This window comes from Pseudomonadota bacterium (genome assembly GCA_034660915.1).
GTDB lineage: Bacteria > Desulfobacterota > Anaeroferrophillalia > Anaeroferrophillales > Anaeroferrophillaceae > DQWO01.
Genome location: JAYEKE010000107.1, coordinates 1 through 13,377 on the forward strand (window position 1 = coordinate 1; position 13,377 = coordinate 13,377).

Below are 13,377 nucleotides of genomic sequence, written 5' to 3' on the forward strand. Positions count from 1 at the left end.
AGGGAGTACCAAAATGGTACTCCCCTTGCAGTAAAGTTATCTTTACGGAAACAACCTAGAAACGCATGGTCATCCCGCCATTGACATACAGAACATCACCATCCTTATCGTACAGATAGGGATCATCATCATTGTAATCAAAGTAGCTGGCGTTCAAATTCAAACTGATACTGTCGGTAAGGCTATAGACAGCCCCCAGGCTGTATTCAACCTGGTCGATCTCCAGATCGGAATTATCTTCCCAACCCGGCAGAGCCACATAATGGTTCATACCAGCAAAGCCGGGATCAGCAGCCGTAGCCCCAGGATTGGATCCGGTAAAGGTTCCGGCATTGACATCATCCATTTCAGATTCGCCTTTGTTCCAGATAATGCTGCCATTTAAGTTCAACTTATCTGAACAGGCAAAATCGGCATTAAACATCAGAGTGTGAACATCGGTATTGTACTCAATCTCATCCAACGTGTACCCAAAACTTGGGTGCAAGAATGAGCCTGCTCAGCCGCCATAGGCGGGGATTGAAAGAAATGTTTCATCCTCCATCTTCTGGTACTGATAGGCCAACGTAAACACCAGCCGGTCGGTGGGGGCAAACCACAGATCAACCCCCGGAGTAAACATCTCCTTGTCATAGCTGTTGGAAAATCCGGGGATATCCATCTCCACCTCTTCCAACTGATACTTGAAGTGGGCGTTGGCCGACAGCTTCGGTGAGATAAGCCAGGTGGCATTGAAAGAAAATTCATGCCTATCCTCAGGCTCAGAAGTCAAAGTTGCTTGCCGACTGTTGTACATGACAAAATACTCGGTGGCCTCACTGAAAAGATGTATTGGAAGTCCGGCTTTTGAATATTTCGCACTACCAATATTCTGGCAAGTACCATCATATACCCAACCGGCAGGGCGACTTGCCAGCAACCAGGCATCAACCGCGTCGGCATCCGCCAGGGCCGCCCCTTCATGAGCGAATGGTTCGTCAATATTTTCATACTGGTATTTGAGCCGCAGGCTCAGATTCTTGAAATAACGGCTGTTGAGGCTGACCTTGAAGGTATCGGTTTCGGTTTCACCCAAAGCCTCGTATCCGCGGTCAATCTCTTCATACTCATAACCAAGGAGTAGATTGGTCCGGGCAAAGAGACGATATTTGAGATCAACGCCAAAGGTATCAATCTCCCGATCCAGGGACGACTCCCGTTCCCAGGGAAAACCGTCATGATGCTCATTATAACCATGCAAACCATAACCTGCCGGATCCACCATTGCTGAACCGCTGCCCTGAGTGGCCTCATAAACACCGTCATCATAGCGGATTTCCACCGTATCATTATCCAGGTCTTCATACGAGTAACGCAGAGATACAGTGAGATTATTAATGGGTGACGAGGTCAGACGGAAGGCCAGGCGATCATAATCATATTCCGGCTCATCACTTACATGGTAGGCACCGTTGTCATAGTCGCCATTGAAATCATCGGCCGTCTGGTTTTCAACCGTGGTATTTACATAGGTACCAAAAACCGTGGTATTGAGGGGCAACGCCAACTGGGCCTTGATGATGTGCGAATCCTTTTCAGAATCCGGGGTGGCATCATAGGGAATTGCGCCGTCGGCTTTATCCCAAATCATCTTCTGATCGGATAAGCCTGAACCCGGCGGCCCGGGATTGCTGGCCCCGACATACTGGTTGGTGGGCGAGCCGGCATCCTCATCAAATTCACGGTAGAAAAAGGTATAATCAAGGGTCAATAACCCCAGGTGGGCGGTGGCCCCGATTTTGAAGTCTTCGGTTCGCTCATTGACTCGCCGATCCTCGGCAAAAAAGTGACAGCCGGAACACTTATTCATCGTCCGGCCCTGTTCATAACCGCGCCGCGTTTCCCGGCGGTAGTCGGCATGAATCTTGATAAATTCGGCCCCGGGAATAAGGAATTCGTTCTTACTGGTAAACTCCTCACGGATAATATAGAGATCCTTGCCCCAGGAACTATGCTGGGCGACACCAACGTTAGCCCCGACCAAGTCAGGCTTACACAAAATCGCCTTGGTGCCTAAAGCAGTATAAAACACATTATCGGGAGCCATGGCCGGAAAGCTAAAATCAGAATCAGAATCGGTATTCCAGTTCACCAGATCATCATTTTCCAGCCAATGAGTAAAGCGCTGGTACTTGTTGTCGGTGCGGAAATAACGCTTGAAATCAAATTTCAACGCCCCGTCAATTTCATCTTGATCAATAATATTAAAATCAGCATCATACTTGATGCCCTTCTGCCAGCCATCTACCTCAGCATCAAGGGTAACTCTGGTCCCCTGGTCAAGGTAGAGGTATTCGCCGGCGCCTTCTTTAGAGTCGTCCATATCTATGCTCCCAAAACCAAGACTAACCTTTCCGGTTGTCTGGTCGGCTTTGGCAAAGCTGGGAGCAAGGATCAGGCAGACTGCCAACAGAGATAATAAAGCAATCCGTTTCATGATTTCTCCTTAATTTACACCATTATCTGGTTAAGCCCCGACCCTGTCCGGGAACTGTCTGGGACGGCAGATCACTGCCATGGACCTGCACGTGGCACTGGGTACATTTGGTGGCATAGGCCTGTCCCCACGACATAGAAGTATGAGCCCGTGGATCCACATAGCCAGGCTGCCCTGGAAGGGCTTTAGCATCAACACTACCGCTTGGAGCGGCAAGCGTATCTCCAAATGCAAATGGATTTGCCGTCCTGCCAGAGTGAAAATGGGGCTCATGGCACTGCAGACAGAGGAAAGGCTCATTCTGAATTTTAAGGTTATTGGCTACCGTCCCGTGAGGATCATGACAGATGGTACAGTCATCGCTGACCGGAGCATGTTCAAAAACAAACGGACCCTGGTAACGGGTATGGCAGTTGAGGCAGAGATCATTGAGACGTTCATCGGTCTTCAGGTTACTGACCATGGAACCATGATTGGCGTGGCAGTCGCTGCAGACCATCTTGCCTTCCTTCACCGGATGATGGGAAGGATAGTACATTTTAGCCCGTTCCAGTTGATGACACTGGTAACAGAGTTCCGGTTCGGCTTTTTTCAGAGAAGCCGGCATAACCGGAGCATCATGAACCTGGTGGCAGGTGGTGCAGGCCACTTCATTGAACGGATGGGCGGTACCGGCCCAGTCCATCTGTCCACCGTCGCTGTGACAGCGGAGACAGACGGCGGAAGCCTGGTCGGCATCCAATGTTTTGAAGGAAATAACCATTTCCGGATCTTCTTCTTCAGCGTGTTTACTTGACGGACCGTGACAGGTTTCACATCCCTGCATGCCGATTGCCGTTTCAGCCGCCATGATCCGGCCATGAATGGTAGCACTGAACCTGGGCGCCAGTTCATAATGGCAATCAGCACAGGCTTCATCGCCGATATACTGGGCCCCTTCCACGGGCACCGGCAGTTTCAAGGCACTGGCCCGCTGATTGGTAAAGGTAGTACAGGCAGCCACTGTCAGCAACAGCACCCCCAGTATCCCCATACCCAGCAATAACCAATTTTTTCTCATTTTCATAACCACTCTCCTATTAAAATTCTTCGTTAAACCTTCTCCGTTATCAGCTAACAGAAATATACCCCGCTGGTGCTCACCTCCTTCCCCAGAAGCGTAAAATTTATTATAGAACTACTACCAGGCGCCAAAAACGCTGATAGCTTTTACTGATGTACTGATTGCAACTAATAACTTTCACCACTATTGTCAAGTAAATTATTAGGAAATATTCATGATATTGTGAAATTATTTCTTATCTATATATCTTTATTTTCATATACTTAAAAGAAATTTCAGCAATTTTACAATTTCAACTTGGGGCCTGCTTTGGAGGATGGATTGAGATCAAGAAAGAGCATAATTATACGCTAAAGACGCTTTTTCCTTGACAATTCTAAACATTTTTTTTATTAGTCTCCCCTTGCACTCAAAGCGCAATAGAATTAGGGGTTCCTTGTAACTTCCATAGCGAAAGCATCAACTTTAAAAAAAACATTCAGGAGTATTTCCATGGCCGTACCAAAGAGAAAAACCTCAAAAGCCAGAAAAAGGAAGCGTCGGGCACACCAGTCACTGACTGCACCGGCTCATTCCACTTGCCCTAACTGTCAGGCTCCAACTATTCCCCACCGGATCTGTGCCAGTTGCGGTTCCTACAAAGGGGAAGTTATTGTCGCCAGCAACAATGAATAAATGAGCAGTGTCCGGATATCCACGGAAACTGCCTTCTTACCTTACGCATTGTCGTTATACATTTTTTTCTGACAATATCCAGGCATCCCGGCGGCAAGCCGGGAACTTTTCCCAGTCGCCAGCCTGCCTTGGAGGCAAGCCCGGCACTGAAATCCAGAAAAAGACTTTTATGCCTGATTCCCAACACAGTGTAACCGCATGAAGATAGCCGTAGATGCCATGGGTGGTGATAACGCCCCGGAGGAAATTGTTGCCGGTGCCGTAGAAGCAGCCCGGGAATACAATACCCATGTCATCCTGGTGGGATACCGGGAACGGATTGAACACGAGCTGAAAAAATACCAGATAAAAAACCTGCCCATCTACATCCAGCATGCCTCCGAAGTGGTGGGCATGGATGATTCGCCATCAAAAGCCCTGAGAAGGAAAAAGAATTCATCCCTGAAGGTTGCCATTGATCTGGTTCGTGACGGCCGGGCCCGGGGAGTTATATCTGCCGGCAATTCCGGCGCCGCCATGGCCCTGGCCATGTTTACCCTTAAAAAACTGGAAAATGTCGACCGACCGGCAATCGTCACCAATCTCCCCACCGTAAAAGGCTCAACGGTTATTTTGGACGTAGGCGGTAATGTCGACTGCAAACCTTTACACCTGGCACAGTTTGCGGTTATGGGCAGTGTTTATGCCACCTATATTCTTGGCAAGTCAGTCCCCAGGGTTGGCTTGCTGAGCAACGGGGAAGAATCCTCCAAAGGAAATGAACTGACCCGGGAAACCGATGCCCTGCTGAAAAAAAGCTCACTTAATTATGTTGGTTACATCGAAGGGGGGGATATCTTCCCCGGCGATATTGATGTCATTGTCTGTGACGGTTTTGTCGGCAATATCGTCCTCAAAACCAGCGAAAGTCTGGCCCTGGCCATGACTGAAATTCTCAAAAAAGAGCTTTCAGCCAACCTGAAAAGTAAACTGGGTGCCTGGTTAAGCAAGGATGCCCTGCGCCGGCTGAAAGCCAAGATAGATTACACGGAATATGGTGGCGCCCCGCTGTTGGGGGTTAACGGCAACTGTTTCATCTGTCACGGGTCTTCATGCCGCAAGGCGATAAAAAATGCCATCCGGCTGAGCTCAGAATTTGCCAGGCAGCGGGTCAATGACCACCTGGTTGCCGAGATGGGTCGCAACAAGGAAATCCAGAAACTGCTGCCCAGGAAAAAAATATGGAATCAGCTTAAGGAAAGAATTATCAGTAAAGACCGTGAAGAAGAAGGTGAGGAAGAATAATGAGCCCCAGGATGACCAGGATTGCCGGCACCGGCTCATATCTGCCGAAAACTATCAGGACCAACCATGATATTGAAAAATTGGTTGACACCTCTGATGAATGGATTGTGGCCCGGTCCGGGATCAGTGAACGGCGCATAGCCGCTGACAATGAACTGACCTCTGACATGTCTTGTACCGCCGCCCGCCGGGCACTTGAGATGGCCGGCATCAAACCGTCGGAGCTGGATATGATCATCGTCGCCACCGTCACTCCGGATATGCCTTTTCCACCGACTGCCTGCATTCTGCAGCACAAATTGGGAGCCGGAGGTTGCGCCGCCTTCGATGTCAATGCAGTCTGCAGTGGTTTTTTATACGGGGTTTCGGTTGCGGATGGCATTATTCGGAGTGAAAATGCAAAAAACATCCTGGTGGTCGGCGCTGAAATATTATCCAGGATTGTTAACTGGCAGGACCGAACCACTTGTGTCCTTTTCGGCGACGGGGCCGGAGCGGTGGTGCTACAGGCAGAGGACAAATCAGAGCGGGGTATTATTTCCAGCCACCTGCACGCGGATGGACAGTATGGTCCCTTATTGATGGTGCCCGGCGGCGGCTCAGCTGTTCCTGCCACCCACCAGTCAGTGGAAGACAAACTGCACTATATTTCCATGCAGGGCAATGAACTGTTCAAAGTGGCGGTCCGCTGTCTGTCGGAAGTGGCCCTGGAAGCCCTTCAGCATAATAATTTCAGCCTGGACGAGGTCAAGTTGTTCATTCCTCATCAGGCCAACATGAGAATTATCAAGGCAGTAACCAGTCGCATCGGCTTGCCACCGGAAAAAGTCTTTACCAATGTCCATAAATACGGCAATACATCTTCCGCCTCCATCCCCATCGCCCTGGATGAAGCCAACCGCAAAGGTTTGCTCCAGCCCCATGACCTGCTGCTCTTTGACACCTTTGGCGGCGGTTTGACCTGGGGAGCCATGATTGCCCGCTGGTAACTGGATCAAAAAACCCCAAGTCAATAAATTCAAGGAACTAAATCCGGCTATAAAGATATGGCATCCTTATGCCGATTAGAGATCGAATTGCCCGCTAAAAACACGGCTATCTGATTAAAATGTTTTAATTTTTTTATTTTTTCCTTGACTTTTTAAGCCAAAATCTATTTAAGCGGGTATCTAATAGGCGTTTTTCTGGAAACTGTTTTTTGCAGATAAACGCTTTCAACTACTGGCAGTGAGCTGTCAGCAAAAAACAGTTGCATCCAGATAGCTCATCCGGGGCCTTTTGGTCCTGGCAAAGCTATGAAGGAGATCAATGACCATGCAGTCTGAAAAAGTAGCTCTCCTGTTTCCCGGCCAGGGATCGCAGTACGTAGGCATGGGGAAGGATTTTTACCAGACATTTAAAGTAGCAGAAGATGTTTTCGTGGAAGCGGGGGATTCGCTGAATCAGGATCTGGCAGATATTTGTTTCAAAGCTCCCAGGGAAGAACTGAATAAAACCGAGAATACCCAGCCGGCCATTCTCACCTCCAGCATTGCAACCCTGAAAGTTCTGATGCAGGAGTATGGCATCAAGCCGGTTATCCTGGCAGGTCACAGCCTGGGTGAATATTCGGCCCTGGTAGCTGCCGGGGTTATTTCTTTTTATGACGCCGTCCAGGTGGTCCGCGCCCGGGGGAAATTCATGCAGACAGCTGTCCCTTTAGGCTTTGGCACTATGGCTGCAGTCCTGGGAATGAAGAATGAACAACTGGAAAATATCTGTAGAGAAACAACCAACCCTGCCAGAGATAAGATCGTTGAACCGGCAAATTATAATTGCCCGGGGCAGGTTGTCATTTCCGGTCATGTCAAAGCAGTAGATGAAGCCACTTTAAAAGCCAAAAATGAAGGCGCCAGCCGGGCCGTCAAACTGCCGGTCAGCGCTCCATTTCACTGTTCACTGATGGAACCGGCAGCCCGAAAGCTGGCAGAAAAATTTCCTGCCGTCCAGGTTAACGAACCGCAGATTCCTGTCATCTCCAATGTTGATGCCGACACTAATTACAGCATCGATAAAACCAGTGATCTGCTGATTCGCCAAGTCAGCAACACCGTTCGCTGGGAAGAATCCATGAACCTTATGATTGCCCAGGGAATTACCCGCATCATTGAGGTGGGCCCGGGAAGAGTTCTGTCAGGACTGATGAAGCGCATTAACCGTCGGGTTAAAACCCATACGGTGGAAAACGTTGCCGATCTGAAAAAACTGGCCGAAGTTATCGGATGAACGATACAACCTCAGCTTTTGATTTTTCCGGGCGTACAGCCTTGGTCACCGGGGGAACCCGGGGCATTGGCCGGGCGATTGTTGCTTCCCTGGCATCACTGGGAACCCAGGTATACTTCTGCGGTACCAGCCGGGAACTGGGCAAAAGCGTTGAACAGGAATTGAGCAATCTCAAAGGCCCCGTCCATTTTCTGCCGGCAGATATTTCGTCCATGGACCAGGCCAAAGAATTGATTGACACCATTATTGAGCAGGAAAACAAGCTGGATTACCTCATCAATAATGCCGGTATTACCCGGGACAACCTGCTTTTGCGGATGAAAGAACAGGAATGGGATGAGGTCATGGAAGTCAACCTGAAAGGTTGTTTCAACTGCACAAAAGCCGCAGTAAAAGGAATGGTCAGAAAACGTTTCGGCCGCCTGGTATTTCTGTCATCAGTTGTGGGAATGATGGGCAACCCCGGACAGGCCAATTATGCAGCCTCCAAGGCGGGAATAATCGGCTTCAGTAAAAGCATTGCCAGGGAGCTGGCTTCCCGCCAGATCACCAGTAACGTTATCGCTCCCGGTTATATTGAAACAGAAATGACCGCCGGGATGACAGACCAGGCTAAAAATGATATGCTGAGTCTGATTCCAGCCCAGCGTCTGGGAACCGTTGATGATATTGCCCATGCGGTTGCCTTCCTGGTTTCACCTCTGGCTTCATATATCACCGGCCAGGTATTACAGGTCAACGGTGGCCTGCTGATGCCCTGATGGCCAGTTCACATAGACTCAATCATAATCAACTGGGAATAGAAGATACTTAAAACAGGAGGAAATAAAACATGTCGGTTGAACAGAAGGTAAAAGAAATTATAGCTGAACAGCTGGGAATTAAAGATCTTGCTGAGATTACCAACGAAGCATCTTTCATTGATGATCTGGGGGCTGATTCCCTGGATACCGTGGAGTTGGTCATGGCTTTTGAAGAAGAATACGGCGTTGAAATTCCCGATGAGGATGCGGAGAAAATCAGGACCGTTCAGTCTGCCATTGACTATATCAACGAACACCTGCCGGCGGAATAAACAGCGGCTGGAATCAACTTTATTGAAGTCATAAAAAGACGTTCTCCTTCCAGGTGAACGTCTTTTTTTCTTTACAATTTTCCCAAATAATACTACAAAAAAGTTCTTTTTGGCTGACTCAGGCTCATATCCTGAAAAGCATGGAGGTAACGCGTGAAAAGACGGGTTGTGATAACCGGAGTAGGATTGGTTACGCCACTGGGAACCGGGGTTGAGAAGAACTGGCAGGCGCTGATGGCCGGTCAATGCGGCATCGGCTTGATCACTAAATTTGAGGCTGAAAACCTGGCAACTAAAATTGCCGGGGAAGTTCTTGATTTTGAACCCACTGATTTCATGGCTGCCAAAGATGCCAAACGGGTGGGAACCTTTATCCAATATGGATTGGCAGCTACCGATATGGCCATGGAAATGGCCGGATTAACCATTGATGATTCACTCAGCACTAAAACCGGGGTTTCCGTTGGCTCGGGCCTTGGGGGACTGGAATTACTTGAACGTAATCATGATATTCTGAAAAAGAGCGGTCCCAGACGCATTTCACCGTTTTTCATCCCCGGCATGATTTCCAACCTGGCACCGGGCAATATCTCCATCCGCCACAATGCAAAAGGTCCGAATCTTTCGGTGGTAACCGCCTGCGCCACCGGCAGCCATTCGATCGGAGAAGGATTTAAAGTTATTCAGCGCCAGGATGCGGATATTATGGTAGCCGGAGGAACGGAATCGGCAGTTACCGCCTTGAGCGTCGCTGGCTTTAATGCCATGAAGGCCCTCTCAACCCGAAATGATCAGCCGGAAAAAGCCAGCCGTCCTTTCGATGCGGATCGGGACGGTTTTATCATGGCGGAAGGCGCCGGCATCCTGATTCTGGAAGAACTGGAATTTGCTCTCCGGCGAGGCGCACCGATACTGGCGGAGATAGTCGGCTATGGAGCCAGCGCTGATGCTTTCCATGTGGCCGCCCCGGCTCCTGAAGGTGAAGGTGCTGCCAGGGCAATCCAGCTGGCTTTAGATGATGCCGGACTGCCCAAAGAAACATATGGTTATGTCAATGCCCACGGAACTTCCACCTATTTCAATGATCTTTATGAAACCATGGCCATCAGAAAGGTTTTCGCCAACCACGCGGACAAGCTGCTGGTCAGTTCCAGCAAGTCTATGACCGGCCACATGCTGGGGGGAACCGGGGCGGTGGAAGCCGCGATCACAGTTCTTTCCCTGAATCGCGGCATGGTTCATCCAACCATCAACCTGGAAAACCAGGATGAACTGTGTGATCTGAATTACGTTCCCAACCAGGCCCGGAAAATAACCTTGGATGCGGCAATTTCAAACTCTTTCGGTTTTGGCGGCACCAATGCCTGCCTGGCATTCAGCCGCTATCAGGATTAACAATAATGACTACCAAGTTGCAACAAAGTTCACTTCCCCCCCTGCTGATTGCCAGTGATCATGGCGGCTATGCCTTAAAAAAACAATTAAAGGCCGCCCTTGCTGACACCTATGACATAACCGACCTGGGAACTGACTCGGAAGCTTCCGTTGATTACCCGGTTTATGCCTACCGTCTGGCCGACATGATGGCCAGCGGCCAGTATCCCCGGGGGATTCTCATCTGCGGCACCGGCATTGGCATGTCCATTGCCGCCAACCGCAACCCACTGATCAGGGCGGCACTGGTAACCGATCAATTCACCGCCCAAATGGCCGGCGAACATAATAATGCCAACATCCTTGTGCTTGGCGGCCGGGTCACCAAAGCCACTGAAGCCATAAAAATCAGCAAAACCTGGTTAACCACTTCCTTTGCCGGTGGTCGCCATGAAAGGCGGGTAAAACAACTGGATAAAACCCCATCAAGTCCCCACCTGGCGGCCGCGGATCCCGATATTTTTCAACTAATCGAGAATGAAACCAGGCGACAGGAAGAAAAGCTGATCATGATTGCTTCCGAAAACTATGCCAGCCAGGCGGTTCTGGAAGCTCAGGGAAGTGTTCTGACCAATAAATACGCGGAAGGATACCCGTTTAAGCGATATTATGGTGGCTGCCAATTTGTGGATCAGGTCGAGCAGCTGGCCATCAAGCGGGCAAAGGATCTGTTTCATGCCGAGTACGTGAACGTCCAGCCTCTTTCGGGCTCCTCAGCTAATATGGCCGTCTACTTGAGTGTTCTGGATGCCGGGGATAAAATACTGGGCATGAGCCTGGCTCATGGTGGACATCTGACCCATGGAGCTCCGGTAAGCTTTTCCGGTAAACTTTTCCAATCCACATCCTATGGAGTCAACCGGGAAAATCATTATCTTGACTATGATGAAATTGAGAAAATTGCCACCCGCGAACAACCAAAAATTATTGTCGCCGGGGCCAGCGCCTATTCCCGGGAAATTGATTTCCCCCGGTTTCGGCAGATTGCTGATCGGGTCGGCGCCATACTGATGGTTGATATGGCCCACATTGCCGGCCTGGTAGCCGCGGGGGTTCATCCATCACCGCTACCATTCGCGGATTTTGTTACCACCACCACCCACAAAACCCTTCGCGGACCACGGGGCGGCATGATACTCTGCAAGAAGGAATATGGCAGCCGGATTGACAAAGCTATTTTTCCCGGTATCCAGGGAGGCCCATTAATGCATGTGATTGCCGCCAAGGCGGTATCCTTCCAGGAAAGCATGGGTGAAGATTTCAAACATATCCAGCAACAAACAGTCAGCAATGCCCGTCACTTGGCCCAGGAGCTTCAGAAGCTGGATTTCAGCATCATTTCCGGTGGCACTGACAACCATCTCTTCCTCATTGATCTTACTTCCCAGCCGGTCAAGGGCAAGCGGGCGGAAGAAGTCCTTGATGAAGCAGGAATTACGGTCAATAAAAACGGCATCCCCTTTGACCAACGGTCACCCACCGACCCCAGTGGTATCCGTATCGGCACCCCGATGGTATCAACCCGGGGGATGGGGGAAAAGGAGATGGAAACCGTTGCCGGGTTTATTGCTACAGTGCTTAACAACCCTGATAACACCACGAAAATCCAGCAAATCAGAGAAGAGGTAAGAGCACTGTGTAACTGTTTCCCCATTTACAGAAATCGTCTTTCTGGTTAAGATGTCAGCCATAAGCATTCAGCTATCAGTTTCAGCATGGAAAATTCACGGGGTTGTTCAACCAGAATTAGCACCCAACTAGATGAAGTTTGTCATACTGATAATTCTGTAATTATTAAATTAACAGCTAACGGCTAATCACTCAATGTAAGAAATAAAATATGGCCATTGAACATCCATCACGACCGGACTGGCAAACCTATTTTTTTCAGATTGCCAGGCTGGTAGCCACTCGTTCCACCTGCTTACGACGCCAGGTGGGTGCCGTGATCGTCAAGGACAATCGCATTCTCTCAACTGGATATAACGGGACCCCGGCCGGCATTACCCACTGTCTCGAACGGGGCTGCATCAGAGCGGAGCGCAATATCCCTTCAGGAGAACGGCATGAGCTGTGCCGCGGTCTCCATGCCGAGCAGAACGCCATTATCCAGGCGGCATACCATGGCGTCTGCATAAACGGAGCAGATCTTTACTGCACCAACCAACCCTGTATTATCTGTTCAAAAATGTTGATCAATGCCGGCATCAAAAAAATCTATATCAGTGAAACCTACCCGGATGAACTGGCTGAAGAAATGCTTATAGAAGCCAATATCCCCCTGATCAGCCAATGAAATGCCCATTTTGCAGTTTTCTGGAAGACAAGGTTATTGACTCCCGACTTTCAAAAGATCAGTCTACCATCCGCCGTCGACGGGAATGCCTTTCCTGCGGGAAACGTTTTACCACCTTTGAGAAGATCGAAATCAATCTGCCCCTGATTATCAAGCGTGATGGCCGCCGGGAAACCTATGCCCGGAAAAAAGTTGAGCTGGGGTTGAAAAAGGCCTGCGAAAAAAGGCCGGTGGGTATAGATGAAATCGAAAAAATCATCAATACCATCGAACAGGAATTGCAGGAAAGCGGGGAAAAGGAAGTGGACAGCTCGGTTGTCGGCGAAAAAATCATGCAGTTACTGAAAAAACTGGACGATGTGGCCTATATCCGGTTTGCTTCGGTCTATCGACAGTTTAAAGATATTAATGAATTCATCCAGGAACTCCAGGGAATGGTGAACGGTAATTAAAAATGAAGCACCTGTCTGCGGATGAAAACTATCTGAAGCTAGCCCTGAAACTGGCCCGCAAGGGCAGAGGACGGACGTCACCCAATCCCATGGTTGGGGCCCTGGTAGTCAAAGAAGATAAAATCGTCGGCAAAGGATTTCATCCGGCGGCCGGCAAACCCCACGCGGAAATTTTTGCTTTACGGGAAGCCGGAGAACAGGCCCGGCAGGCAACCATGTATGTCACCCTGGAGCCCTGCAATCATCATGGCCGAACGCCTCCCTGTACTGAAGCCATTATCGCTGCCGGCATCAGCCGGGTTGTCATTGGGATGGAAGATCCCAACCCGAAAGTTGCCGGCAAAGGCATAGCCCGGC

The 13,377-nt window shown here is 49.6% G+C and carries 13 protein-coding genes; 11 read left to right on the forward strand and 2 right to left on the reverse strand.

Translation table 11 applies throughout. The annotated features are described in order from the left end of the window. Positions 1 to 55: 55 nt before the first annotated feature. Together U9P07_06620 and U9P07_06625 are read right to left on the reverse strand one after the other, a co-directional pair. Entirely contained in the window at positions 56 to 2,476 is a 2,421-nt protein-coding gene (locus U9P07_06620; protein MEA2109077.1) for a GSU2204 family CXXCH-containing (seleno)protein, read from the reverse strand. Between the two features lie 22 nt (positions 2,477 to 2,498). Next, positions 2,499 to 3,542 carry a GSU2203 family decaheme c-type cytochrome gene (locus U9P07_06625; GenBank protein MEA2109078.1) on the reverse strand — a complete coding sequence of 348 codons (1,044 nt, stop codon included), beginning with the start codon at positions 3,540 to 3,542 and terminating at the stop codon, positions 2,499 to 2,501. A gap of 489 nt (positions 3,543 to 4,031) precedes the next feature. Here U9P07_06625 and rpmF point away from each other — a divergent pair, with 489 nt between their 5' ends. From rpmF to ribD, 11 genes are all read left to right on the forward strand, one after another. Beyond that, positions 4,032 to 4,214 carry a 50S ribosomal protein L32 gene (gene rpmF / locus U9P07_06630; GenBank protein MEA2109079.1) on the forward strand — a complete coding sequence of 61 codons (183 nt, stop codon included), beginning with the start codon at positions 4,032 to 4,034 and terminating at the stop codon, positions 4,212 to 4,214. A gap of 198 nt (positions 4,215 to 4,412) precedes the next feature. Further along, on the forward strand, positions 4,413 to 5,498 hold the full coding sequence (gene plsX / locus U9P07_06635) for a phosphate acyltransferase PlsX (GenBank protein MEA2109080.1): 1,086 nt from the start codon (positions 4,413 to 4,415) through the stop codon (positions 5,496 to 5,498). Next, positions 5,498 to 6,487, forward strand: a complete 990-nt coding sequence (locus U9P07_06640; protein ID MEA2109081.1) for a beta-ketoacyl-ACP synthase III — start codon at positions 5,498 to 5,500, stop codon at positions 6,485 to 6,487. The genes plsX and U9P07_06640 overlap by 1 nt, the downstream gene beginning before the upstream one ends. Before the next feature lie 319 nt (positions 6,488 to 6,806). Continuing rightward, entirely contained in the window at positions 6,807 to 7,763 is a 957-nt protein-coding gene (gene fabD / locus U9P07_06645) for an ACP S-malonyltransferase (GenBank protein MEA2109082.1), read from the forward strand. Beyond that, positions 7,760 to 8,524 (forward strand): 3-oxoacyl-[acyl-carrier-protein] reductase, encoded by a 765-nt coding sequence (gene fabG, locus U9P07_06650; GenBank protein ID MEA2109083.1) that lies wholly within the window; start codon positions 7,760 to 7,762, stop codon positions 8,522 to 8,524. The genes fabD and fabG overlap by 4 nt, the downstream gene beginning before the upstream one ends. A gap of 71 nt (positions 8,525 to 8,595) precedes the next feature. Continuing rightward, positions 8,596 to 8,838: an acyl carrier protein gene (gene acpP, locus U9P07_06655; GenBank protein ID MEA2109084.1), complete on the forward strand. Its 243-nt coding sequence runs from the start codon at positions 8,596 to 8,598 to the stop codon at positions 8,836 to 8,838. Between the two features lie 153 nt (positions 8,839 to 8,991). Beyond that, entirely contained in the window at positions 8,992 to 10,233 is a 1,242-nt protein-coding gene (gene fabF, locus U9P07_06660) for a beta-ketoacyl-ACP synthase II (GenBank protein ID MEA2109085.1), read from the forward strand. A gap of 5 nt (positions 10,234 to 10,238) precedes the next feature. Further along, entirely contained in the window at positions 10,239 to 11,951 is a 1,713-nt protein-coding gene (rpiB, locus tag U9P07_06665; protein MEA2109086.1) for a ribose 5-phosphate isomerase B, read from the forward strand. A gap of 161 nt (positions 11,952 to 12,112) precedes the next feature. Next, a complete protein-coding gene (locus U9P07_06670; GenBank protein ID MEA2109087.1) occupies positions 12,113 to 12,568 on the forward strand; it encodes a dCMP deaminase family protein in 456 nt (151 codons plus the stop codon). Further along, a complete protein-coding gene (gene nrdR / locus U9P07_06675; GenBank protein ID MEA2109088.1) occupies positions 12,565 to 13,020 on the forward strand; it encodes a transcriptional regulator NrdR in 456 nt (151 codons plus the stop codon). The genes U9P07_06670 and nrdR overlap by 4 nt, the downstream gene beginning before the upstream one ends. A gap of 2 nt (positions 13,021 to 13,022) precedes the next feature. Further along, on the forward strand, positions 13,023 to 13,377 hold a 355-nt coding region (gene ribD / locus U9P07_06680), incomplete at its 3' end, for a bifunctional diaminohydroxyphosphoribosylaminopyrimidine deaminase/5-amino-6-(5-phosphoribosylamino)uracil reductase RibD (GenBank protein MEA2109089.1).

What these genes read in the sequence shown, in the direction of transcription:
- U9P07_06625 (MEA2109078.1), bottom strand. Translation starts at nt 3,542, where the DNA reads ATGAAAATGAGAAAAAATTGGTTATTGCTGGGTATGGGGATACTGGGG.
- rpmF (MEA2109079.1), top strand. Translation starts at nt 4,032, where the DNA reads ATGGCCGTACCAAAGAGAAAAACCTCAAAAGCCAGAAAAAGGAAGCGT.
- plsX (MEA2109080.1), top strand. Translation starts at nt 4,413, where the DNA reads ATGAAGATAGCCGTAGATGCCATGGGTGGTGATAACGCCCCGGAGGAA.
- U9P07_06640 (MEA2109081.1), top strand. Translation starts at nt 5,498, where the DNA reads ATGAGCCCCAGGATGACCAGGATTGCCGGCACCGGCTCATATCTGCCG.
- fabD (MEA2109082.1), top strand. Translation starts at nt 6,807, where the DNA reads ATGACCATGCAGTCTGAAAAAGTAGCTCTCCTGTTTCCCGGCCAGGGA.
- fabG (MEA2109083.1), top strand. Translation starts at nt 7,760, where the DNA reads ATGAACGATACAACCTCAGCTTTTGATTTTTCCGGGCGTACAGCCTTG.
- acpP (MEA2109084.1), top strand. Translation starts at nt 8,596, where the DNA reads ATGTCGGTTGAACAGAAGGTAAAAGAAATTATAGCTGAACAGCTGGGA.
- rpiB (MEA2109086.1), top strand. Translation starts at nt 10,239, where the DNA reads ATGACTACCAAGTTGCAACAAAGTTCACTTCCCCCCCTGCTGATTGCC.
- U9P07_06670 (MEA2109087.1), top strand. Translation starts at nt 12,113, where the DNA reads ATGGCCATTGAACATCCATCACGACCGGACTGGCAAACCTATTTTTTT.
- nrdR (MEA2109088.1), top strand. Translation starts at nt 12,565, where the DNA reads ATGAAATGCCCATTTTGCAGTTTTCTGGAAGACAAGGTTATTGACTCC.